The organism is Streptomyces echinatus, from assembly GCF_014203595.1.
In the GTDB taxonomy this organism is placed as follows: Bacteria; Actinomycetota; Actinomycetes; order Streptomycetales; family Streptomycetaceae; genus Streptomyces; species Streptomyces echinatus.
The window spans coordinates 492,728-515,979 of record NZ_JACHJK010000004.1 but is presented as its reverse complement, the minus strand read 5'-3'; the positions used below and the strand labels follow the sequence as shown (position 1 = coordinate 515,979).

General features: G+C 72.0%; 19 protein-coding genes and 1 pseudogene. 8 read left to right on the top strand and 12 right to left on the bottom strand.

The genetic code is table 11. The features are described 5' to 3' along the window. Positions 1–42: 42 nt before the first annotated feature. The 4 genes and pseudogenes from FHS34_RS14850 to FHS34_RS14835 form a co-directional block, all read right to left on the bottom strand. A complete protein-coding gene (locus tag FHS34_RS14850) occupies positions 43–3,342 on the bottom strand; it encodes a S8 family peptidase (protein WP_184965177.1) in 3,300 nt (1,099 codons plus the stop codon). Positions 3,343–3,583: 241 nt separating this feature from the next. Next, positions 3,584–4,201 (bottom strand): annotated as a pseudogene (locus FHS34_RS42570) (ABC transporter ATP-binding protein); the annotation flags it as partial. 347 nt (positions 4,202–4,548) lie between these two features. After that, positions 4,549–5,793 carry a L,D-transpeptidase gene (locus FHS34_RS14840; RefSeq protein ID WP_184965175.1) on the bottom strand — a complete coding sequence of 415 codons (1,245 nt, stop codon included), beginning with the start codon at positions 5,791–5,793 and terminating at the stop codon, positions 4,549–4,551. A 285-nt stretch (positions 5,794–6,078) separates the two neighbouring features. Beyond that, a complete protein-coding gene (locus FHS34_RS14835) occupies positions 6,079–6,423 on the bottom strand; it encodes a hypothetical protein (RefSeq protein ID WP_184965173.1) in 345 nt (114 codons plus the stop codon). Between the two features lie 110 nt (positions 6,424–6,533). Between FHS34_RS14835 and FHS34_RS14830 the strand changes: the two genes are divergently transcribed. Both FHS34_RS14830 and FHS34_RS14825 read left to right on the top strand, forming a co-directional pair. After that, positions 6,534–6,872: an LAETG motif-containing sortase-dependent surface protein gene (locus tag FHS34_RS14830; protein ID WP_184965171.1), complete on the top strand. Its 339-nt coding sequence runs from the start codon at positions 6,534–6,536 to the stop codon at positions 6,870–6,872. A gap of 42 nt (positions 6,873–6,914) precedes the next feature. Further along, positions 6,915–7,712 carry a hypothetical protein gene (locus FHS34_RS14825; protein ID WP_184965169.1) on the top strand — a complete coding sequence of 266 codons (798 nt, stop codon included), beginning with the start codon at positions 6,915–6,917 and terminating at the stop codon, positions 7,710–7,712. Positions 7,713–7,763: 51 nt separating this feature from the next. On the opposite strand, the gene hutH is transcribed toward FHS34_RS14825, so the two are convergent. The 3 genes from hutH to FHS34_RS14810 form a co-directional block, all read right to left on the bottom strand. Continuing rightward, the gene (gene hutH, locus FHS34_RS14820; RefSeq protein WP_184965334.1) at positions 7,764–9,302 is read right to left on the bottom strand and encodes a histidine ammonia-lyase; all 1,539 of its coding nucleotides are present in this window, start codon (positions 9,300–9,302) and stop codon (positions 7,764–7,766) included. Positions 9,303–9,390: 88 nt separating this feature from the next. Beyond that, positions 9,391–10,533: a GGDEF domain-containing protein gene (locus tag FHS34_RS14815; RefSeq protein WP_184965167.1), complete on the bottom strand. Its 1,143-nt coding sequence runs from the start codon at positions 10,531–10,533 to the stop codon at positions 9,391–9,393. A 152-nt stretch (positions 10,534–10,685) separates the two neighbouring features. Then, positions 10,686–11,480 (bottom strand): enoyl-CoA hydratase/isomerase family protein, encoded by a 795-nt coding sequence (locus FHS34_RS14810; RefSeq protein ID WP_184965165.1) that lies wholly within the window; start codon positions 11,478–11,480, stop codon positions 10,686–10,688. 225 nt (positions 11,481–11,705) lie between these two features. On the opposite strand from FHS34_RS14810, the gene FHS34_RS14805 reads away from it, so the two are divergent. Then, on the top strand, positions 11,706–12,326 hold the full coding sequence (locus FHS34_RS14805) for a hypothetical protein (protein ID WP_245002291.1): 621 nt from the start codon (positions 11,706–11,708) through the stop codon (positions 12,324–12,326). A 90-nt stretch (positions 12,327–12,416) separates the two neighbouring features. Here the strand turns inward: FHS34_RS14805 and FHS34_RS14800 are convergent, their stop codons facing one another. Further along, on the bottom strand, positions 12,417–13,541 hold the full coding sequence (locus FHS34_RS14800) for an adenylate/guanylate cyclase domain-containing protein (RefSeq protein ID WP_184965163.1): 1,125 nt from the start codon (positions 13,539–13,541) through the stop codon (positions 12,417–12,419). A gap of 339 nt (positions 13,542–13,880) precedes the next feature. Beyond that, positions 13,881–14,741 carry a biotin--[acetyl-CoA-carboxylase] ligase gene (locus FHS34_RS14795; RefSeq protein WP_184965161.1) on the bottom strand — a complete coding sequence of 287 codons (861 nt, stop codon included), beginning with the start codon at positions 14,739–14,741 and terminating at the stop codon, positions 13,881–13,883. A gap of 110 nt (positions 14,742–14,851) precedes the next feature. On the opposite strand from FHS34_RS14795, the gene FHS34_RS14790 reads away from it, so the two are divergent. The 4 genes from FHS34_RS14790 to FHS34_RS14780 all read left to right on the top strand — a co-directional run bounded on the left by FHS34_RS14790 (position 14,852) and on the right by FHS34_RS14780 (position 17,582). Further along, positions 14,852–16,465 carry an acyl-CoA carboxylase subunit beta gene (locus FHS34_RS14790; RefSeq protein WP_184965159.1) on the top strand — a complete coding sequence of 538 codons (1,614 nt, stop codon included), beginning with the start codon at positions 14,852–14,854 and terminating at the stop codon, positions 16,463–16,465. A gap of 24 nt (positions 16,466–16,489) precedes the next feature. Continuing rightward, a complete protein-coding gene (locus tag FHS34_RS14785; protein ID WP_184965157.1) occupies positions 16,490–16,699 on the top strand; it encodes an acyl-CoA carboxylase epsilon subunit in 210 nt (69 codons plus the stop codon). 104 nt (positions 16,700–16,803) lie between these two features. Beyond that, complete coding sequence (gene mmpB / locus FHS34_RS43445; RefSeq protein WP_280528488.1) at positions 16,804–16,932, top strand: morphogenic membrane protein MmpB; 129 nt, start codon at positions 16,804–16,806, stop codon at positions 16,930–16,932. A 32-nt stretch (positions 16,933–16,964) separates the two neighbouring features. Next, complete coding sequence (locus FHS34_RS14780) at positions 16,965–17,582, top strand: Maf family protein (protein ID WP_184965156.1); 618 nt, start codon at positions 16,965–16,967, stop codon at positions 17,580–17,582. On the opposite strand, the gene FHS34_RS14775 is transcribed toward FHS34_RS14780, so the two are convergent. Further along, positions 17,554–18,132, bottom strand: coding sequence for a hypothetical protein (locus tag FHS34_RS14775; protein WP_376773085.1), 579 nt, complete (start codon positions 18,130–18,132; stop codon positions 17,554–17,556). The genes FHS34_RS14780 and FHS34_RS14775 overlap by 29 nt on opposite strands. A gap of 367 nt (positions 18,133–18,499) precedes the next feature. Here FHS34_RS14775 and FHS34_RS14770 point away from each other — a divergent pair, with 367 nt between their 5' ends. Beyond that, complete coding sequence (locus tag FHS34_RS14770) at positions 18,500–20,272, top strand: acetyl/propionyl/methylcrotonyl-CoA carboxylase subunit alpha (RefSeq protein ID WP_184965154.1); 1,773 nt, start codon at positions 18,500–18,502, stop codon at positions 20,270–20,272. 350 nt (positions 20,273–20,622) lie between these two features. Here FHS34_RS14770 and FHS34_RS14765 read toward each other — a convergent pair whose 3' ends face one another. After that, positions 20,623–21,567 carry a DeoR/GlpR family DNA-binding transcription regulator gene (locus FHS34_RS14765; RefSeq protein ID WP_184965152.1) on the bottom strand — a complete coding sequence of 315 codons (945 nt, stop codon included), beginning with the start codon at positions 21,565–21,567 and terminating at the stop codon, positions 20,623–20,625. A gap of 166 nt (positions 21,568–21,733) precedes the next feature. Beyond that, positions 21,734–23,182, bottom strand: coding sequence for an NAD(P)H-quinone dehydrogenase (locus FHS34_RS14760; RefSeq protein WP_184965150.1), 1,449 nt, complete (start codon positions 23,180–23,182; stop codon positions 21,734–21,736). Positions 23,183–23,252 lie beyond the last annotated feature (70 nt).

Sequence of the window (23,252 nt, the reverse complement as noted above, 5' to 3'; positions counted from 1 at the left end):
TCCGACGGGCCGTTCGCTCATGGCCTATTCAGGTACGGCGGCTCACTTGCCGTAGTACGCGTCGTGGATCGTGATCGTCGACGTGTTGCCCGACTTGTCGGTGATCCTGGCGCGGAACGAGACGGCCTTGTTCTTCGCCGGGTTCTTCACGGTGATCCTGCCGCCGCGGACGTCCACCTTCGTGAAGTTCCGGCCGTCGTAGGAGACGTAGACGGCGAGGGACTTCAGGTTGCGGCCCGCGGCCGCGCCCTCCACGGTGACCGGGAAGGTGACCTTCCGGCCGGCCGGGACCCGGCTGTCCAGGCCGGTCGTGGCGCCGAAGCGCAGGGTGGAGGCCGGCAGCCGGACGACGCCGTTCGACGACTGCCGGGAGCGGAACGTCCAGGACGCGTCGATCCGGGTGGAGGCCTCGGCCACCTTCGCGGACCGCTTGACCGAGGTGGTCAGCCGGTACGCGGCGTCACCGGCCGGGACCTTGAAGGGCTGGTCGCCCGCCAGCGGGTCGTCGTTGGAGCCGACCTTGGTGCCGTTGCGGTACAGCGTGGTGGTCACCGAGGTGAGGTCCGAGTACCCGGCGTTCCCGGCGGAGTCGGCGAACAGCGGCAGCGAACCGGAGATCTCGTCGCCGTCGCGGAAGAGACCGAAGTCCCCGCCGATGCGCGGACCGAAGACCGCGGTGTTGACGGTCCTGGTGTAGGTCCGGCCGGCCTTGAAGGCGAACTGGCCGAGGGCGTAGCCGGCGTCGGCGACCGGGAAGCCGTCCGGGTCCACCCCGCCCTCCTGCGAGAACGACAGCTCCCACTGCACCCCGCCCGTGGCGGACAGGTGGAGGGTGCGGGTGCCGGGCAGCGGCTGCGGGACCGCGAACGAGGAGGCGCCGGAGGTGCCGGGCAGCCAGCCGAACGCGTCGAGCGCGCCCTTCTTGCCGTGCGCCGCCGCGCCCATGCGGACCTTCACCGTGGCCAGATCGGCCGCCCTGTAGTGCTTGGTGTAGCCGGTGGCCAGCTGCTTGACCGGGCCGCCGGAGGTGACGTCGTACTGCTCGCCCGTGCCCTTGGTCCAGTGGGCGTCCCACTGCTGCCGCAGGGTTCCCGCGGGCAGCTGCGGGCCCAGGTGGGCGGTGCGGAAATTCTTGTACGTGTCGAGGAACCAGCCGTAGCCGTACTCGCCGTCGCCGATCGTGACGTCGAAGCCGGGCGAGGCGAACTGCGGCTTCAGGCCCGTGGCCGGGACGGTGACGTCGACCGGCCTGGCCCTGCGCGCGTCGACGGTGATCGTCTGCTTCTTGCCGATGGTCAGCTTCGGCTGCGCGATCCAGTCGACGCCCTTGGTGGCGTCCTCCGGGTCACGGTAGACGGCGGTGTTGAGGATGTACGTGCCCTTGGGCGCGCGCACCTTCACCGTGCCGGACTTGTCGTACGGGTGGAACCCGGCACCGTTGGCCAGGCCGGCCACCCCGGTGAGGTCGGCGCCGTAGTACGGGGCCGGCTTGCCGTCGCGGCCGATGAACTTCAGCGTGACGGCGTACGACTCCACCTCGCGCTCCACCGCCGCGGCCGTGCGGACCGTCTGGCCGCCGCCCGTCGCCGTCACGTACGCGGAGTAGGCGCCGTCGACGGTGCCGCCCAGCTTGGTGTCGACGGTGAGGCCGACCGCGGCCCTGCCGTGCGCCGGGACGGTCACCTTCGTCGCGCCGAGCGCGAAGAAGCCCGCGGGGGCCGCCGCGCCCCTGGGGTTGGTGGCGGTGCTGCCCAGGGTGAGCGTGACGTCCTGGTCGCCGAGGTTGCGGTACGTCAGCTTCCGGGTGACCGGCTTGTCGTCGGTGTGCGGCCACTGCTGCACGCCGAAGCTCACCGACACCGGGTCGGCGACGATCGACTGCTTGATGGCCTTGTCGACCTGGATGCGGCCCGAACCCTGCTGGAAGGGGGTGTACTTGCCGGCCTTGGTGGAGCCGGTCAGGGCGCCCTTGAGCTCGGTGTAGCCCCAGTCGGGGTGCTCCTGCTTCAGGATGGCGGCGGCGCCCGCGACGTGCGGGGTGGCCATCGAGGTGCCGGAGATGGTCAGGTAGCCCTCGGGCTTCTCGCCGACCTCCTGGTCGATGACGCTGCCCTTGGCCGCGGCGGCGGTGATGTCCACGCCGGGCGCGGTGACGTCCGGCTTGACGGCGCCGTCGCCGGCGCGCGGGCCGGTGGAGGAGAAGTCGGCGAGCTTGTCCTTCTTGTCGACGGCGCCGACGGTGAGCGCGGCGTCCGCGCTGCCCGGCGAATCGATCGCCTGGGGGCCGTCGTTGCCCGCGGCGATCGCGAACAGGACGCCCTTCTCGGCGGACAGCTTGTTGACCTCGGCCTCCAGCGGGTCGACCCCGGGGGTGTCGGAGCCGCCGAGGCTCAGGTTGATGACGGAGGCGCCCTGCGCGGCCGCCCACTCCATGCCGGCGATGATGCCGGAGTCGTCGCCGGAGCCGGAGTCGTCCAGGACCTTGCCGTTGAGGAGCTTGGCGTCCGGGGCCACACCCTTGTACTTGCCGCCCGACTTGGCGCCGGTGCCCGCCACGATGGAGGCGACGTGTGTGCCGTGCCCGAAGTGGTCGGTGGCGTCGGCGGCGGGGGTGAAGTTCTTGGAGTCGACCACCTGGTCCTTGAGGTCCGGGTGGCTGGTGTCGACACCGGTGTCGAGGACGGCGACCTTCACGCCCTTGCCGGTGTAGCCGGCCTTCCAGGCGGTGGGGGCGCCGATCTGCGGCACGGACTTGTCGAGGCTGGCCGTGCGGACGCCGTCGAGCCAGACGTGCGCGATGCCGGAGGCGGTGGTGTCTCCGTCGGTCACCGCGTTCCACAGCTCGGCGGTGTCCCTGGCGGGAGCCTGCACGGCGTCGGCGTTGAGCGCCTTCAGGCTGCGGCGCAGGGTGCCCGCGTCCCGGACGTCGGCCTTGGCGGCCGTGGCGGCGCCGCGGTAGCCGACGATCACCTTCAGGCCGTTCTTCTGGGCCTTGCGGGTGGTGGCCTTGTTCAGCTCGGTGACGTCGAACAGGCGCTGGTCGAGCGTGCCGGAGGCGACCAGGCGGGCCGCGTCGGCGGGGATGACCAGCGTGTGCCCGGCGGCCTTGCGGACCTGGAAGGGTATGTGCTCGCGGCCTTCGGCCCGCTGCAGGCCGACGACGCGGCCCTTGGCGTCGAGGGCGACGCGGTCGCCGGTGATCAGGGTGACGTGCTGCTTGGCGGTGAGTGCGGAGGCAGCCGCCGGGGCGGTTGCGGGTTTCGCCGACGCCGGGCTGGTCATACCCGCTGCGAGGGCGACCGCTGCGGCCGTCGCCACGCCGGCCGCAGCTGCTCTTTTCACTTGTCTGCGCAAGTTCTCCCCCTGGAGATGAGGTACCGGGCGAATTCCCCGTTCACCCGGACGGGGGTGGACTCGCACAGCTGCGCGCCACCCCCAGGATCACGAAGTATGCCGGGGGGCGATCACACGGCTCAATAGATGAGAGAACGGTGGGAGAGCGCGTCCGAAAACTGTTGCGCCTCGGCGGGGACACCGTTGCGAAACCGCGAAGTGGTGTGTGTTTAGGAGGAGTTACACGAGGTCAGGCGCCGGCGTTCTCCGTCACCGTGATCCTTCCCCTGCGCAGGGTGGCGAGGCGGGGTGCCTTCTTCGCCAGCGCGGAGTCGTGGGTGACCATGATGAAGGTCAGCCCGTGCTCCGGCCACAGGCGTTCGAGGGCGTCCATGATCTCGTCCCGGGTGCCCTCGTCGAGGTTGCCGGTCGGCTCGTCGGCCAGCAGCACCTTGGGCTTCTTCACCACGGCCCGGGCGATGGCGACGCGCTGCTGCTGCCCGCCGGACATCTCGCCGGGCAGGTGGCCGAGGCGCTCGCCGAGGCCGACGGACGTCAGCGCGTCCGCGGCGAGTTCGCGGCGAGTTCGCGGCGCTCCTTCACCTTGATGCCGAGCGGTACGAGGGCCGTCTCGACGTTGCCCCGGGGGTAGCGCTTGGTGACGTTCTTCAGTTCGTACATGGTGGCTCCGGGATCGGTTCGGGTTGTCGGCGCGTCGTGTTCGGCTGCCGGGCCGTCAGGTGGCCGCTACTCCACCCGCCTCAGGGCGTCCGCCGGGCGGAGCCGGGAGGCCCGCCAGCCGCCGAAGGCGCCGGCGATCAGGCCGCCCGCCACCGCGAGGCGCGGTCACCAAGACGGCGTCGGCGTCCACCGGCGACGCCCAGCGGCCCCGCTTCCAGTTCGACGCGCGCGGCGACGACGACGGCTCCGAGCAGAGGGGGACCTTGTCCTGTGCCTTCCCCATGCCGTTGGACACGGAATCGACCACGATGACCAGCGCTATGCCCACGCGAGTCCGGAGGCGACGACGAGGGCCGCCTGTCTGCGGCGGCGCAGTTCGCGCCTCAGACAGGTGAAGAACATGGCCCGCAAGCCAGGGACGGACCGTGATGACACCATAAGGCCGACATAAGAGAAGGATGAGAAGGCCGGAGCCGGCCCCGGAAACGCCGATGCCGCCCCTGGGGGCGGCATCGGATCGGGTGGGAGGGGGCGTCAGACGGCCGAACCGGCCTTCCACTGCGCCCAGTCCATGTTCCAGCCGTTGAGGCCGTTGTCCGGCGCCACGGTCTTGTCGCCGGTGTTCATGACGACCACGACGTCACCGATCAGGGTGTTGTCGTAGAACCAGGCCGCCGGCGTGCTGGAGTCCTTGGCGCCCTTCTTGTCCTGCAGGCCGACACAGCCGTGGCTGGTGTTGACGTTGCCGAACACCGACGGCGCGCCCCAGTAGTTGCCGTGGATGAAGGTGCCGGAGTTGGTCAGGCGCATGGCGTGCGGCACGTCCTTGATGTCGTACTCGCCCTTGCCGTCGTCGTCCGTGAAGCCGACCGTCGCGCCGTTCATGCGGGTCTGCTTGAACTTCTCGGAGATCACCATCTGGCCCTCGTACGTCTTGTTCTCGGGCGAGCCGGCGGAGATCGGGATGGTCTTGACGACCTTGCCGTCCTGCGTGACCTTCATCTGCTTGGTCTTCGCGTCGACGTAGGTGACCTGGTTGCGGCCGATCTGGAAGGTGACCGTCTTCTGCTGGACGCCGTAGACGCCGCTGGCACCCTCGACCCCGTCGAGCGCCAGCTTCAGGGTGACGGTGGAGCCTTCCTTCCAGTACGTCTCCGGACGGCAGTCCATGCGGTTGGCGTTGAACCAGTGGCAGGCGACCTCCTGGCCGCTGCTGGTGCTGACCGTGATGCCCTTCTGCACGGCGGTCTTGTTGGTGATCGCCTTGTCGAAGTTGATCGACACCGGCATGCCGACGCCGACCTTGGCGCCGTTGTCCGGGTTGAAGGTGCCGATGAAGCTGTTGGCCGGGGAGACCGTGGTGAAGGAGGCGTTCTCGTGGGCTATGCGGCCCTCGGAGTCCTTGGCCTCCGCCGCGAGCTTGTAGGTGGTGGAGCGCTCCAGCTGAACGCTGGGCTTCCAGCTCTTCTTGTCGGCGGACAGCTGACCGGCGACGGACTTGCCGTCCTGGCTGGTCATCGTGACGTCCGTGAGCGTGCCCTTGCTCACCGTGACACCGGCGGCGTTGTTGATCGACGCGTTGTTGGAGCCGTCCTTGGGCGTGATCGTGATCTGCGCCTCCGACGACTTCTTGGCCGCCGCCTCGTCGACCTTCGCCTGCGAGGTGTCGCCGCCGCCCGAGGCGTCGGCGTCGCCGCCGGAACAGCCCGTGAGCAGCAGAACACCGCCGAGCAGAGCCGACGCGGCCATCAGGTTCCTGCGCCGCCTACTGTCCGTCATCAATGCCTCTCCATCGTTGCCGAGTCGCGATAACCCCGAGGGTCCCCCGCCGAGAACCTTCAACGCTACGGCCGGGTCGTCCCTTTCCACGCTCCATGCCCCTGTGGGCCATCCCACGTTCCCGGACCGCCGGTCCGTGACTGTGAGCCACCCCACATCCGCCGGAAAGCGGTCCGCGCGGGGTGCTGATGGTGCGTGTGCTGCGGGATTCGGCCGTGCGCCCCCCTGGGACGACGAAACCCCGGACGGCGGTTGCCGTCCGGGGTCATGGGTGCCCCGGGACGCTCAGCCGATGCCGTCCTCTTCCTCGTCGTCGACCCCATCATCCTCGTCCAGTTCCCAGTCGGGCGAGTCGGGGTCGTAGTCGATCCGCTCACTGGACCAGGACGCCTGCTGGAGCTCCACCCCGGGCACGTCACTGACCAGGTCGAACGGATCCACGAGATACGCCAGGGCCTCCGCGGTGTCTTCCGTCACAGCGCTCTCGGCCTGGGCCCGCTCCGTCTCCTGCAGTTCGGGATCCTGGGCGAGCCGGCGCAGCGCGGCCTTGGTCACCTCGTCGTCGTCCTGCACCTCCAGCACGAGCTCCACCCGAAGCCGTACAAACCGTGATGTCTCTTCTGTGGTCATGGCGCGAGCGTACGACTGAAACCTCTCGTGACTTTCCTGTGACCCGCGCCTTTCACTAACATCGCCCCACACGGCCAATTCGCCAGCGTCACAAGGGGGATCGATATTCCGTGTCATCCGTTCGCCGTCCGCTGCTGACCGCCACCGCCGCGGGCACCCTGCTCTGCGCGCTGTGGTTCGTCCCGTCCGCGAACGCCTCGCAGGACACCCACGTGAGAGAAACGGCGTCCCTGTCGACGCCGGGCGGGCGGATCACGCAGGTCACGCAGGCCAGGGCGGTGACGGCGGCGGCCGCCCCCGGGACCTCGGACGAGGCGGCGCAGGACACCGAACTGGCCGACACGGGAAGCCCCGACACCACCCCGTACGTGGTCGGCGGCAGCCTCTTCCTCGCCGTGGGCGCCGGCTTCGTCGCGTACTCGGTGCGTCGCGAACGCCTGGGCTTTTAATCTCTCTTGACGGACCTTTGACAACCCGCACATAGTTCGCGCATGAAGAGATCATCGGGTGGGCGGCTGTGCGCCACCGCGGCTGTGAGTGCGCTGTCGCTCGCCCTCGTCACGGGTTGTGGCGGCGACGGGTCGAAGGACTCCGGGGACACCTCGGGGAAGGGCGCGGCGAAGCCGGCCGCGAAGGCCCTGAGCGCCGCCGAGCTGCAGAAACGGATCATCGCCCGGGGCGAGGTGCCCGGGTACGAGGTGGGATCCGTCAAGGGCGGCATCCCCGCCGAGCGCGAGGTCAAGGCGGACGACGCCAAGTGCGACCCGCTGCTGCACACGCTGACCGGCATCGCGCCCGGCGACCCGGCCGCGAACACCAGCCGCATGGCCACCGAGCAGAAGAAGAAGGACCCCACGGACGCCCCCACGTCCCTGGACGACATGACCGACGGCAAGTTCGAGGACGCGATCAAGCAGTCCATGGACCTGGACGTCACCGTGGTCACCCTGGCCTCGTACGAGGGTGACGGCGCCGAGCGGGCCCTGAAGTCGGTGTCCGACGCGGTCAAGGCGTGCGCGAGCGGCTTCTCGGGGGAGCAGGACGGCGATAAGGGGAAGTTCACCAAGGTCGCCGAGGAGAAGTCCGCGGGCACGGGTGAGGAGTCGGTGGCCTTCACCGCGACCAACGACGCGGGCGACGACGGAGTCATGCCGCTGCACGCCGAGGTCGTGCGGCACGGCAGCGTCCTCGCCATCTACACCACGGTCAACATCGGCGCGGGGATGGCCAAGAAGCCCTACGCGGTGCCCGCCGCGGTCGTGAAGGCGCAGGCCGCCAAGCTGAAGTGATCCGCCGACAGGACGCTCAGGGGCCCCGGCCGAGGCCGGGGCCCCTCACGTTCAGCGCAGCGGGCCGGTGACCTTCTCCACGGCCGCCACCAGCTCTCCGCCGCGCACGAAGGCGTCGGCGGCGGCCAGGTCGGGCGCGAGGAACCGGTCCGGGCCCGGGCCCTGCACCCCGGCGGCGCGCACGGCCTCGATCGCGGCCCGGGAGGCGGGCGCCGGGGTGAGGCCCTCGCGCAGCTCGACGGCGCGGGTGGCCGCGTACAGCTCGATGGCGATGACCCGGGTGAGGTTGTCCACGGCGGTGCGCAGCTTGCGCGCGGCCGACCAGCCCATGGAGACGTGGTCCTCCTGCATGGCGGAGGACGGGATGGAGTCCGCCGAGGCCGGTACGGCGAGCCGCTTCAGCTCGCTGACCAGCGCGGCCTGCGTGTACTGGGCGATCATCAGGCCGGAGTCGACGCCCGCGTCGTCCGCGAGGAACGGCGGCAGGCCGTGGCTGCGGTTCTTGTCGAGCAGCCGGTCGGTGCGGCGCTCGGCGATGGAGCCGAGGTCGGCGGCGGCGATGGCGACGAAGTCCAGGACGTAGGCCACGGGGGCGCCGTGGAAGTTGCCGTTGGACTCCACACGCCCGTCGGACAGCACGACCGGGTTGTCGACGGCGGAGGCCAGCTCGCGCTCGGCGACCAGCCGGGCGTGCGCCAGGGTGTCCCGTCCCGCGCCGGCGACCTGCGGGGCGCAGCGCACCGAGTAGGCGTCCTGGACGCGCGGCGCGTCGTCCTGGTGGTGCCCGGTCAGGCCGGAACCCTTGAGCACGGCCAGCATGTTGGCGGCGGAGGCGCCCTGGCCGGGATGCGGGCGGATGGCGTGCAGCTCGGGGGCGAGCACCTTGTCGGTGCCGAGCAGCGCCTCCATGCTGAGGGCGGCGGTGATGTCCGCGGACTTGTAGAGCATGTCCAGGTCGGCGAGGGCCATGATCAGCATGCCGAGCATGCCGTCGGTGCCGTTGAGGAGGGCCAGGCCCTCCTTCTCGCGCAGCTCGACGGGGGCGATCCCGTGCTCGGCGAGCAGCTCACCGGCGGGCCGGACGCGTCCGTCGGGGCCCTCCGCGTCCCCTTCTCCCATGAGGGTGAGGGCGCAGTGGGACAGCGGGGCCAGGTCGCCGGAGCAGCCGAGGGAGCCGTACTCGTGCACGACCGGGGTGATCCCGGCGTTCAGCACGTCGGCCATGGTCTGCGCGACCTCGGGCCGCACACCGGTGTGCCCCGAGCAGACGGTCTTGAGCCGCAGGAACATCAGGGCCCGTACGACCTCGCGCTCCACCCGCGGGCCCATGCCGGCGGCGTGCGAGCGGACGATGTTGCGCTGCAGCTGGGCGCGCAGTTCCTGGCTGATGTGCCGGGTCGCCAGGGCGCCGAAACCGGTGGAGACGCCGTAGACCGGGTCCGGCTTGGCCGCCAGCGCGTCCACGATCTCCCGGGCCGCCGCGAGGGCGGCCACCGCCTCAGCCGACAGCTCGATGCGGGCACCGCCGCGCGCCACGGCGAGAACGTCGGACGCCGTGACACCGGACGTCCCCACCACCACAGTGTGCATATCCATATTCAGGAGCGTACGCATTGAATGCGACGCTGTCACTAGTGGGCACCGGGGGTGCCCCTTACCGGGCGGTGTGGGCTTCGCCTCACGCCCTGCGCCCGCGGAACCGGCGCCGCTCGGCACGGGAGGGCGGCGGCTCGTCGGCCAGCCGTACGACCGGGTCGTCCGGCCCCTCCCGGCCGGCCACCACCGGCCGGTCCAGCCGCATGGCCTTGGCCCGGTACTGGGCGGCGTCCGCGAGCCGGAACAGCCGGCGGGCGTCGCGCACCTCCCCGATCGGCTCCTCGGTCGAGGCGACCCCGCAGGCCACCCCCTCCCCGAGCTCCAACTCCCCGGCTCTCCGGCACAGTTCGTCCGCCGCCTTCACCACGTCGTCGGCGGGCTGCCCGACCGCGAGCAGACAGAACTCGTCCCCGCCGAGGCGCGCGGCCAGCGCGCCCGGCACCATCGCGCCGCACAGCGACAGCACCGAGCCGAAGCGTTCGAGGAGCCGGTCGCCGACGGCGTGCCCGAGGGTGTCGTTGACCCGCTTGAGTCCGTTGAGGTCACAGACGACGAGGCTGACGGCGACGCCCTCCGCACGGTGCCGCTCGACGGCCTCCTCCAGGCGCACGTCCACGGCGCGCCGGTTGGCGAGACCCGTGAGGGCGTCGGTGTACGCGAGCCGGCGGGCCTCCTCCAGCCGCTCGGTCTGCGCGAGGCCCGCGGCGACGACGGCGCCGAGCACGGTGGCGAAGTCGGCGTCGGCCCGCGCGAACGGGGGCTGCCCGGCCGGGCGGGCCACATACAGCTCACCCCAGGCGCGGCCGTGCAGTACGACGGGGGCCACGACACAGCAGCCGCGGCCGCGGCGGCGCAGGGCGGCGACGCGCTGGTGGAAGTAGCCGGGGGTGCCGGCGGCCGTCCCCGCGGCGGTCTCCACCCAGGCGTTGGGGCCTCCGCCGCCGGCCCATCGCTCGTGCAGGAACTCGGTGATCTCCGGGAACTGGTGCACCGGGTAGGCCTCAGCCTCCGGGAACTCCTCCTCGTCCGGGGCGCGGTCCCCCACGTTCACCAGGACCCGCAGCCGGCCCAGCTCCCGCTCCCAGACCGACAGCGCGGCGAAGCTGCCGTCCAGCGCGTGGCAGGCGCCGAGGGCGGCGGCCTGCCAGGACTCCCGCGGGGTGTGCGCCGCCGCCATGCCCTGCGCCAGCGCCACGACCGCGGCCAGCCGCTTGTCCTCGCCCATTCATCCAGGTTAGGGAGGAATCAGGCGGTTCGGCCCATTGGTGCGGCGATCAGGTGGAATACCCGCACCGAGCCGCGGCCCACGCCCCTCGACCGCGCCGCAGCCACAGCCACAGCCACAGCCACAGCCCTAGGTCACCGGAAACGCGCCCGTCACTCCCCCGGCCACTGCGGCTTGCGCTTCTCGTTGAACGCCGCCACTCCCTCCGCCCGGTCCCCCGAGAACGCCACCGACCGCCACGCCGCGTCCTCGACGTCCAGCCCGGCCCGCAGATCCAGCCCGTGCCCCAGCCGCAGCGCCCGCTTGGCGGCGCGCAGGCCGACCGGGGAGTTCGCGGCGATCCGGGCGCCCAGCGCCAGCGCCTCCTCCCGGTCCCGCCCCTCGTCCACCAGCTGGTCCACGAGCCCCAGTCCGGCCGCCTCCGCCGCCTCGACCCGCCGCGCCGAGAAGATCAGCTCGGCGGCCCGCGCCGCGCCGACCCGCCGCGGCAGCAGTTGCGTACCGCCGCCGCCCGGGATCACGCCCACGGAGACCTCCGGCAGCCCCACCACGGCCGTGGGGTCGGCCACGATCAGGTCGCAGGAGAGGGCCAGCTCGAAACCGCCGCCCAGCGCGAAGCCGTGCACCGCCGCGATCGTCGGCATCGGCAGCTCCAGCACCCCGGTGTAGGCCGCCCGCGCCACCGGCCGCTGACGCACGAGGTCGGCGTCGGTGAAGGAGTTCCGCTCCTTCAGGTCCGCCCCCACGCAGAACGCCCGTTCGTGCGAGGAGGTCAGGACGACCACCCGGGCCTCCCGGTCGCCGGCGAGCGCGGCGCAGGCGCCCGCGAGGGAGCGGGCCATCTCCGTGGAGACGGCGTTCATCGCCTTGGGCCGGTCCAGCACCAGCTCCGCGACATGCCCGTGCCGCCGCACCAGCACGAACTCCCCGAACCGCTCCTCGCCCATGACACCCTCCGGTTAACGCGGGTTAACTCACTGTCGGCCCGATCATCGCAGCCGTACCCGACCCCGGGAAAGCCCGGGAGCCACGCCCGTTCGAGATCCCCGCAAAGCCCGGGGGGCTACGCCCGTTCGAGTGACATCCCGGCCGTCTCCCCGCACACCGCCCACACGAACGCATAGCGTGCGCTCCGCCATGGCGCGCCCCGGGCGCGTGGCGGGGAGGAACCCATGACACCGATACCTGCACGGTCCGGTACGGCGCCGGGACGCGAGCCCGGCGTACGACGCGGGCGGCACCGCAAGCCCCGTCCCCGCAAGGTGCTGCTCGCCACCGGAGGTCTGGCCCTGGCCGCGGGCGTGCTCAGCCTGGTGCGGGTCGCACCGGACTCGGGGGTCGGCGCGCCCGGCACGGCGGAGGCCGAGTCCCGGCACGACCCGGGCGGCGCGGCCGCGGCCGGCCCGGCGAACACCGCGGCGACCGTCGCCGCCCCCACCGCGCTGCCCTCGGCGACCTCCGCCATGGGCGGCAGGAGTCTCGCGCCGACGTCCACCGGGTCACCGGTCCCCACCGCGGCGGCGGACACGGACGCGGCACCGCCCGGCGACACCGCCGTACCGGCCTCCGACCCGCCGGCCGTCCCGACCGGCGCCCCGGACACCCCCGCCGGCCCGCCGCGGCCCACGCCGACGGCGTCCGCCCCGCCCCAGGCCCCCGCGACACCGGACCCCGCCCCGGCACCGAGCCGGACCCCGACGCCGGACCCCGGCACGCCGAAGCCCGATCACGGCGGGGTGTGCGTGCCGGTGATCGGGCTGTGTGTGGACGTGCTCGGCGGCACGGACGGCTAGGGTCTTTCGTCGGGATCAGGCCGGCTCGCGGGCCCTGCCTGCCGCGCCCCGACACGGTCCGATCCGGACGGGACGATCCCGGCGAAAGACCTACGGCCGGCCGTCGCGGCGGGCGAGCAGCCACGGCTCGACCACGCCGAGCCCGCGCACCGGGCGCTGCCACATGGGCTGGAGCGCGAAGCGGTACGCCGGCGGCTCCTCGCCCTCCTTCTCGGCAGCCGCCGCGGCCTCCGCCGCCTCCGCCTCCGAGACGGGCGCCTCGCCGGTGCGGGTCAGCTCCTCGGCGAAGGCACTGTCCACCAGAACGGCGTCCCGGGGCGCTATGGACGTCAGCCGGGAGGCCAGGTTGACGGTCGTACCGAAGACGTCGCCCATCCGGGTGGTCACCGTGCCGAACGCCATGCCGACCCGGAGCTCGGGCATCGTCTCGTCGTTCGCCAGCGTCTCCACCAGCCGCAGCGCGATGTCGGCGGCGACACCGGCGTCGTCCGCGGCGAACAGCACCTCGTCGCCGAGGGTCTTGATGAGCCGGCCGCCGCGCGCGGCCACCAGGTCGGCGGCGGTGGTCTCGAAGGCCTCGACCAGTTCGCCGAGTTCCTCCTCCTCCATCCGGCGGGTCAGCCGCGTGAACCCGACGAGGTCGGCGAAGCCGACGGCGAGCCGCCGGTCGACCATCTCCTCGTCGTCGGCGGACTGCACGACACGGCCGGCCGAGGCGGCCAGCTGGCGGCGCCAGACGTAGACCAGGAACTCCTCCAGCTCGGGCAGGAGCAGTTCGACGATCGGGTACGTCACCTCGGTGCGGGTCATGCCCGGCTCGGGCGGCTCGGTCAGGCCCTCCAGGAAGGAATCCATCTGCCATTCCGCCAATCGGGCGGTGGTCTGCCCGGTGGACCGGGCCACCTGCACCGCCATGGCCTCGCTCAGCAGCCCCGCCTCCACCAGACCGGCGAGGCGCCGCAGGGCGAGCACATCGGCCTCGGTGAGGGCCTTGGCCTGGCCGATGTCCGCGAAGCCCATGGCCCGCCAGAACCGGGAGGCCAGCTCCATGGAGACGCCGGCGCTGCGGGCGGCCTGGAAAGGGGTGTAGCGGCGCTCGGCGCCGAGGATGAGCTGTTCGAGCCGCAGGGCAAGCGGATCCTCGCCGTTGTCGGGGGCGTGGGGGTCCACCCGGCCGTCCCCGCCCGCGCCGGAGCCCGTGTCGTCGACGGTCACGCCTGCTGCCCTTCCGATCTGCCGCGGTCAGGTATCGACCGGCCTCAACTCTACGGCAGGTGTGCGCCAGCTCACTCCGCCGGGTTGGGCCGACGGCGCGCTGGTCACCACCGGTCACTGGTGCCCCGGGCGAGCCGCGGGCCCAGGGCCCTCCAGCGGCTCGTCACCGTACGCGCCCGCGTCTTCATCGTGGCCCTTCGCGCACTTCCCCGCGCCTCCTCGCGCACTTCCCCGCGCCCCCGGGGACGCCTCCGGGACGGCGCCGCGGCCCACCCGGGACGGCGCCGCGGCCGCCCACGGCGGGCCCCCACTCGGCCGCCCGGGCGCCGCGGGCCTCCCTCACGCGGGCCGCAGGTGCACGATGTCCCCGGCTCCCACCGGCTCCTGCACGCCGTCCTCCGTGGCGATGATCAGCCGGCCGTCCCCGTCCAGGGCGACGGCCTCCCCGACCACCGACCGGTCCCCCGGCAGCTCCGCGCGGACCGTCCGGCCGAGGGTCGCGCAGCCCGCGGTGTACATCTCCTGCAGACCGCTGGCCGCGGGGTCCCCCAGCGCCGCCCGCCACCGCCCGTACCAGTCCTCCAGCGACCGCAGCACCGCCCGCAGCAGCGGATCCCGGTCCGTGCCGGCCGCGCCGGCCAGCGCCAGCGACCCCGCCTGCGGTACCGGAAGCTCGTCCGCCCCGAGGCTGACGTTGATGCCGACGCCGATGACGACGCCGTCCTCACCGGCCCGCTCGGCGAGGATGCCGCCGGTCTTGCGCTCCTCCCCGCCCACGGTCACCAGCAGGTCGTTGGGCCACTTCAGCGCCGTGTCGACACCCGCCGCCCGCGCCAGGCCGGTCGCCACCGCCACGCCCGTCAGCAGCGGCAGCCAGCCCCAGCGGTCCACCGGCACCTCGGTGGGCCGCAGCAGGACCGAGAAGAAGAGACCGGACCGCGGCGGTGCCGACCAGCGCCGGTCCAGCCGTCCCCGGCCGGCCGTCTGCTCCTCCGCCACCAGCACGGCGCCCTCGCCCGCGTCCCCGGCGGCAGCCCGCGCGGCGAGGTCGGAGTTGGTGGAACCGGTCCGCTGCACCACCTCGATGTCGCGGTACAGGCCCCCCTCCCTGACCAGCCCGCGCCGCAGTGCCGCGGCGTTCAGGGGCGGACGGTCCAGGTCGGACCAGCGGTTGTCGTCTGATGGATTCTGCGGCGTCATGCAAGCCACCCTAGGTGTGGTAAACGACGCACTGCTGATCCGCAGGCCCGCCACTACTCTACGGATGAGTAACCGTCCCCCCTTTTGAGCAGGCAGGGAGCCGCATCCCGATGTCCGAGCCGGAAGAGCGTCACGCGATCCACGAGATCGACATCCACACGACCGCGGGAAAAATCGCGGATCTCCAGCGGCGCATCGACGAGGCGACGCACGCCGGCTCCGAGCGCGCCGTCGAAAAGCAGCACGCCAAGGGCAAGCTGACGGCCCGTGAGCGGATCGAGCTGCTGCTCGACGAGGACTCGTTCGTCGAGCTGGACGAGTTCGCCCGGCACCGGTCGACCAACTTCGGGCTGGAGAAGAACCGCCCGTACGGGGACGGCGTCGTCACCGGCTACGGCACGGTGGACGGCCGCCCGGTCGCCGTCTTCTCGCAGGACTTCACGGTCTTCGGCGGAGCCCTCGGCGAGGTCTACGGCCAGAAGATCGTCAAGGTCATGGACTTCGCGCTGAAAACCGGCTGCCCCGTCATCGGCATCAACGACTCCGGCGGCGCCCGCATCCAGGAGGGCGTGGCCTCCCTCGGCGCCTACGGCGAGATCTTCCGCCGCAACACCCACGCCTCCGGCGTGATCCCGCAGATCAGCCTGGTCGTCGGCCCCTGCGCCGGCGGCGCGGTCTACTCCCCGGCCATCACCGACTTCACGGTCATGGTCGACCAGACCTCGCACATGTTCATCACCGGCCCCGACGTCATCAAGACGGTCACCGGCGAGGACGTCGGCTTCGAGGAGCTGGGCGGCGCCCGCACCCACAACGCCACCTCCGGCGTGGCCCACCACATGTCCGGTGACGAGAAGGACGCCATCGAGTACGTCAAGCAGCTGCTGTCGTACCTGCCGTCCAACAACCTCTCCGAGCCCCCGGTCTTCGCGGAGGAGGCGGACCTCGCCGTCAACGACGAGGACCGCGAGCTGGACACGCTCGTCCCGGACAGCGCGAACCAGCCGTACGACATGCACACGGTGATCGAACACGTCCTGGACGACGCCGAGTTCTTCGAGACGCAGGCCCTGTTCGCGCCGAACATCCTCACCGGCTTCGGACGGGTCGAGGGCCACCCGGTCGGTGTCGTCGCCAACCAGCCGATGCAGTTCGCCGGCTGCCTCGACATCGACGCCTCCGAGAAGGCCGCCCGCTTCGTGCGCACCTGCGACGCCTTCAACATCCCGGTGCTGACCTTCGTGGACGTGCCCGGCTTCCTGCCCGGCGTCGGGCAGGAGCACGAGGGCATCATCCGGCGCGGCGCCAAGCTGATCTTCGCCTACGCCGAGGCCACCGTCCCGCTGATCACCGTGATCACCCGCAAGGCCTTCGGCGGCGCCTACGACGTCATGGGTTCCAAGCATTTGGGCGCCGACCTCAACCTGGCGTGGCCCACCGCCCAGATCGCCGTCATGGGCGCCCAGGGCGCGGTCAACATCCTGCACCGCCGCACCATCGCCGAGGCGGAGGCGAACGGTGAGGACATGGAGGCGGTGCGGGCACGGCTCATCCGGGAGTACGAGGACACCCTCCTCAACCCCTACGTCGCGGCCGAGCGCGGCTACGTCGACGCGGTGATCATGCCGTCCGACACCCGCGCGCACGTCGTCCGCGGGCTGCGCCAGCTGCGCACCAAGCGGGAGTCCCTGCCCCCGAAGAAGCACGGCAACATCCCCCTCTAGGCCCCGCGGACCCTGGGAGCGGTCATGAACATCAAGGTCGTACGAGGCAACCCGACCCCGGAGGAGCTGGCCGCCGCACTGGCGGTGGTCCGCGCCCGCGCCGCGGCGGCAGCAGCCGAGCCGTCCGGCGCGGACGGCCCGAGGGACGCGTGGTCCGACCCGTCCCGGATCGCGTCCGCGCGGGTACCCAAGCCGGGCCCCGCGTCGTGGACCCGCACCTACTGGCCGGCCTGACCTCAGCCCGCCCGGCCTCCTGGGGGCGCGGAAGGACGGACGGGGCGCCGATCTGAGTAGCTCTACTCAGGCGCCCCGCCCCGCCGAGGCCGCAGGCTGGGGGCATGCTGTGGTCAGACCCGGAGAACGAGCCGCCGAAGGAACTGCGCGACGCGCACGACATGCTTCGGCGGCTCGGCATCCTCATGGCCCTGGCCATGGTCCTGGTGATGATCGTGATCGGTCTGAGGTGAGCCGGACGGCCTCACGTGACTAACCTGACCGCATGACCGCTAAGCGCCGCAGGCGACTCGTGCTCGCCTCCCAGTCCCCCGCCCGGCTGGGCCTGCTCCGGCAGGCCGGTCTCGCCCCCGAGGTGATCGTGAGCGGCGTCGACGAGGACGCCGTCACCGCACCCACCCCGGCCGAGCTGGCACTCGCCCTGGCCGAGGCCAAGGCGTCGGTCGTGGCGGCGAAGCCGGAGGTGCAGGGTGCCCTGGTGATCGGCTGCGACTCGGTGCTGGAGCTGGACGGGCACGCGCTCGGCAAGCCGGCCGACGCCGAGGAGGCCACCGGCCGCTGGAAGAGCATGCGCGGGCGGGCCGGAGTGCTCCAGACGGGGCACTGCGTGTGGGACACGGAGGCCAAGCGGTACGTGTCGGCGACCGCCTCCACCGTCGTCCGGTTCGGCGATCCGAGCGACGCCGAGATCGCCGCCTACGTGGCCTCCGGCGAGCCCCTCCAAGTCGCCGGCGCCTTCACCCTGGACGGCCGTTCGGCGCCGTTCATCGAGGGCATCGAGGGCGACCACGGCAATGTGATCGGCATCAGCCTGCCCCTGATCCGCAAGCTCCTCGCCGAACTCGGCGTCGCCATCACGGAGTTGTGGACACCGGAGCGCTGACCTGCGCCGGGACGGAGTCCTGCGGGCCGTCGTCCCCGTCCCGCGGCTCGCCCGTACGGCTCGCCGGCGCACCCGCGCCGGCGGGGGCCGCCTCCGGCTCCGCCCGTGCGGCCGGGTCCTCCCCCCGCCCCGGCGCGCCGCCGACGGCGCCCTCCGGGCCGCCCGCACGGTCGTACGTCATCAGGAGCAGGACTATGAGCCCCAGGACGACGACCATGAACCCGAACGCCGTCCAGCCCACCAGGCCCCAGGCGACCGCGCCCAGCAGGCCGTGCACCACGGCCGCGCTGATCAGCAGGACACGCCCGAAGCCGGCCGGGGCGCGGTCGCGTATCGCGACGAGCACGGCCACCAGCGCGCAGAACGCGAAGTAGAGACCGAAGATCACACCGCCGGCCTTCGACGACGTCGCCATGACGTCCGGGTCGAGGCCGGCCAGGGACATGTCCTGGCGGTCGACGACCACTCCGAGGAGCCAGTTCAGCGCGGCGATGAAGACGGCCTCCGCCAGGAGGACGACCGCCAGGACCCATGCCACCGGTCTGCGCACCACCGGTTCCCACCCACTCTCACGCCAGCAGCCTGTTACCTCAGGTACGTTCGAGACAGCGCGAACGCTACTAACGGGTAAACCCAGGGACAAGGGTTCGGGCGGCAGCAAAGAATCATTGGGCCATTCGTAGGGACTCGACAAAGAATCAGAGTGGGCCGCAGCACGCCCTCACAGAGACCTTGGCCACATGGGAGGGCTAGGGTTTTCCGCAGGAGTCCTGCGTACCGAGGTGCGACATGGGCTTTCGCGGGTCGAGCGCGCCTCGCATCACGCTCCGTGTGGGCAAGCTCACCACAGGGGACGGGTCGAAGTGCCGTGTCGGCAGTCCCTAAACTCGGCTTGTTTCAAGGAGGGAGCCTCAATCGTGCGCAAGGTGCTCATCGCCAACCGTGGCGAAATCGCTGTCCGCGTGGCCCGGGCCTGCCGGGACGCCGGGATCGCGAGCGTGGCCGTCTACGCGGACCCGGACCGGGACGCTCTGCATGTCCGCGCCGCGGATGAGGCGTTCGCCCTGGGCGGTGACACCCCGGCCACCAGCTACCTGATGATCGACAAGATCCTCAACGCAGCCCGCGAGTCCGGCGCGGACGCCGTCCATCCGGGTTACGGATTTCTCTCGGAGAACGCCGAGTTCGCCCAGGCGGTCCTCGACGCCGGCCTGATCTGGATCGGCCCGCCCCCGCAGGCCATCCGCGACCTCGGCGACAAGGTCGCCGCCCGGCACATCGCCCAGCGCGCCGGCGCCCCCCTGGTGGCCGGCACGCCCGACCCGGTGAGCGGCGCCGACGAGGTCGTGGCGTTCGCCGAGGAACACGGTCTGCCGATCGCCATCAAGGCCGCCTTCGGCGGTGGCGGCCGTGGCCTGAAGGTCGCCCGCACCCTCGAAGAGGTCCCGGAGCTGTACGAGTCGGCCGTCCGTGAGGCCGTCGCCGCCTTCGGCCGCGGCGAGTGCTTCGTGGAGCGGTACCTGGACCGCCCGCGTCACGTGGAGACGCAGTGCCTGGCCGACAAGCACGGCAACGTGGTCGTCGTGTCCACCCGTGACTGCTCGCTGCAGCGCCGCCACCAGAAGCTGGTGGAGGAGGCTCCGGCGCCGTTCCTCTCCGAGGAGCAGGTCGCCGAGCTGTACCGCGCCTCGAAGGCCATCCTGAAGGAGGCCGGCTACGAGGGCGCCGGCACCTGTGAGTTCCTGGTCGGCCAGGACGGCACGATCTCCTTCCTGGAGGTCAACACCCGCCTCCAGGTCGAGCACCCGGTGACCGAGGAGGTCGCCGGCATCGACCTGGTCCGCGAGATGTTCCGGATCGCCGACGGCGAGGAGCTGGGTTACGGCGACCCGGAGCTGCGCGGACACTCGTTCGAGTTCCGCATCAACGGCGAGGACCCGGGCCGCAACTTCCTGCCGGCCCCCGGCACGGTCACCCGGTTCGACGCGCCGTCCGGCCCCGGCGTCCGCCTGGACGCGGGCGTGGAGTCCGGCTCGGTCATCGGCCCGGCCTGGGACTCGCTGCTCGCCAAGCTGATCGTGACCGGCCGCACCCGCGAGGAGGCCCTGCAGCGGGCCGCGCGCGCCCTGGACGAGTTCCAGGTCGAGGGCATGGCCACCGCGATCCCGTTCCACCGCGTGGTCGTCAGGGACCCGGCGTTCGCCCCGGAGCTGACCGGCTCGCAGGAGCCCTTCAAGGTCCACACCCGCTGGATCGAGACCGAGTTCGTCAACGAGATCAAGCCGTTCGCCGCCCCGGCCGACGCCGAGGCGGAGGAGGAGCTCGGCCGCGAGACGGTCGTCGTCGAGGTCGGCGGCAAGCGCCTGGAGGTCTCCCTCCCCTCGTCGCTGGGCATGTCGCTGGCCCGCACGGGCCTCGCGGCCGGCGCCAAGCCCAAGCGGCGCGCGGCCAAGAAGTCCGGCCCGGTCGCCTCGGGTGACACCCTCGCCTCGCCGATGCAGGGCACGATCGTGAAGATCGCGGTCGAGGAGGGCCAGGAGGTCAAGGAGGGCGACCTGGTCGTCGTCCTGGAGGCCATGAAGATGGAGCAGCCCCTCAACGCCCACAAGGCGGGCACCATCAAGGGCCTGAGCGCCGAGGTCGGCGCCTCCATCACCTCGGGCGCGGCGATCTGCGAGATCAAGGACTGAGCCGTCGTCGTACAGCAGTGATTCGGCCCCCGGTGCGTTCCGGGGGCCGACCGCGTTCCGGGGCTCCGAGCCGGCCTCGACACGGCCGGCGACGCGGACGGCGCGGATGGTGGGGAACTGCGCACCACGACCGCTGAGCCGGCGGCCTCACGGCCGGCGACGCGGACGGTGCCGACGGCGGGGAACTGCCTGCCACCGCCGCGGGGGCGGTCTCATGGCCTTCGGGTCGTCTCACCGGTGTGGGCGTCGATACGGCACGGGCCGAGCGGCGTGCGGAGAGCCTGGCCCTGTCACGCGGTCGGCCGAGCCCGCCCCCACTCCCTGAGGGCCGGCCCCTTCGGTGCCGGCGCTCACCGGCGCCGCAGATCCGCGACGCGCCCCCGTTCGGCTGTCGTCGGGTCTCCCAGGCCCGCCGCGGACCGTAGCGCGGAGGTGCCCGGTACGTGCCCCCTTCGCGGTCCCGGCAGTGGGGCGCGGCGGCCCGCCGGGACCTGTTCACCCCCCGGGCTTCCGCTCGCCCCCGCAACGGCGATCTGCACACCCTGGTCGGCGAGCGCCTGCAACTCCGTGGCGGCGCGGTCGTCGTGGGCGGGCGGCTCGTCGGTGACCAGCCGGGTGATGAGGTCCGTCGGCACGGTCTGGAACATCGTGTCCGTGCCCAGCTTGGTGTGGTCGGCGAGGACCACGACCTCCGCGGCGGCCTGGACGAGGGCCCGGTCGACGGATGCCGAGAGCATGTTGGAGGTGGAGAGCCCGCGTTCGGCGGTGAGGCCGCTTCCGGAGAGGAAGGCCCTCGACACGCGCAGGCCCTGGAGGGACTGTTCCGCGCCGGAGCCGACGAGGGCGTAGTTGGAGCCGCGCAGGGTGCCCCCGGTCATCACGACCTCCACCCGGTTGGCGTGGGCCAACGCCTGGGCCACCAGGAGGGAGTTGGTGACGACCGTCAGGCCCGGCACGCGCGCCAGGCGGCGGGCCAGTTCCTGTGTGGTCGTACCCGCCCCGACCACGATGGCCTCGCCTTCTTCGACGAGGCCCGCGGCGAGGTCGGCGATGGCCGTCTTCTCGGCGGTCGCGAGATGCGACTTCTGCGGGAAGCCGGATTCTCGGGTGAACCCACCCGGCAGTACCGCACCGCCGTGCCGGCGGTCGAGGAGTCCTTCTGCCTCCAGTGCCCGCACGTCCCGCCGTACGGTCACTTCGGAGGTCTGGACGACGCGGGCGAGCTCACGGAGCGACACGGCACCGTTCGCTCGCACCATTTCGAGGATCAATTGGCGACGTTCAGCAGCGAACACGAAACTGACAGTAACCCCAGCGACCGTCTGCTTTCAGCAGTTTGCGCCGAATAACAGAAGTTGTTCGCATGGCAGGGCGGGAGGTGATATAGAGCCCGCCCGCCCCGACTATGCCGCCCGCACTCGCCGCGACTCCCCGTGACCAGCGGGAAGCCGCCCCGGACCGTCAGGCCTCCACGCCCGCCTTGCGCGTGTGCAGCTGCCGGGCGACCTCCGCGATCGACCCCGAAAGGGAGGGGTACACCGTGAACGCGTTCGCGATCTGTTCGACCGTCAGATTGTTGTCGACGGCGATCGAGATCGGATGGATCAGTTCCGAGGCGCGGGGCGCCACGACCACACCGCCGACCACGATCCCGGTGCCCGGGCGGCAGAAGATCTTCACGAAGCCGTCCCGGATGCCCTGCATCTTGGCGCGCGGGTTGCGCAGCAGGGGCAGCTTGACGACCCGGGCGTCGATCTTGCCCGCGTCCACGTCGGCCTGGCTGTAGCCGACCGTGGCGATCTCGGGGTCGGTGAAGACGTTCGAGGAGACCGTCTTCAGGTTCAGCGGGGCCACCGCGTCGCCGAGGAAGTGGTACATGGCGATACGCCCCTGCATGGCGGCGACGGACGCGAGGGCGAAGACACCGGTCACGTCACCGGCCGCGTACACACCCGGCGCGGTCGTCCGCGAGACCTTGTCGGTCCAGATGTGGCCCGAATCGCGCAGCTTGACGCCGGCGTCCTCCAGGCCGAGGCCCGCGCTGTTCGGGATGGCGCCGACGGCCATCAGGCAGTGGCTGCCGGTGATGACCCGGCCGTCGGCCAGCGTCACCTCGACCCGGTCGCCGACGCGCTTCGCGGCCTGCGCGCGGGAGCGGGCCATGACGTTCATGCCGCGGCGCCGGAAGACGTCCTCCAGGACGGCGGCGGCGTCCGGGTCCTCGCCGGGCAGCACCCGGTCGCGGGAGGAGACCAGGGTGACCTTGGAGCCCAGGGCCTGGTACGCGCCGGCGAACTCGGCACCGGTCACACCCGAGCCGACCACGATCAGCTCTTCCGGCAGCTCGGTGAGGTCGTAGACCTGGGTCCAGTTCAGGATCCGCTCACCGTCGGGCTGGGCGTCGGGCAGCTCGCGCGGGTGTCCGCCGGTGGCGATGAGCACGGCGTCGGCGGTGAGGGTCTCCTCGGTGCCGTCGGCGGCGGTGACGACGACCTTGCGGGAGCCGTCGAGCGCCTGCATGCCGTCCAGCCGGCCGCGGCCGCGCATGACCCGGGCGCCGGCGCGGGTGACGGAGGCGGTGATGTCGTGGGACTGGGCGAGCGCGAGCCGCTTCACCCGGCGGTTGACCTTTCCGAGGTCCACGCCGACCACCCGGGCCGCCTGCTCCAGCGGCGGGGTGTCGTCGGCGACGATGATGCCCAGCTCCTCGTACGAGGAGTCGAAGGTGGTCATCACCTCGGCCGTAGCGATAAGGGTCTTCGACGGCACGCAGTCGGTCAGCACCGACGCTCCGCCCAGACCGTCGCAGTCGACGACGGTCACCTCCGCGCCGAGCTGAGCGGCGACCAGCGCCGCTTCGTATCCGCCGGGTCCGCCACCGATGATCACGATCCGAGTCACGTACTCCATTGTCCCGCACGCTTCAACGTGCCACTGCCCGGGGGCGCCACCACACCGTTCCCGGGGCACCTGGGGCGCA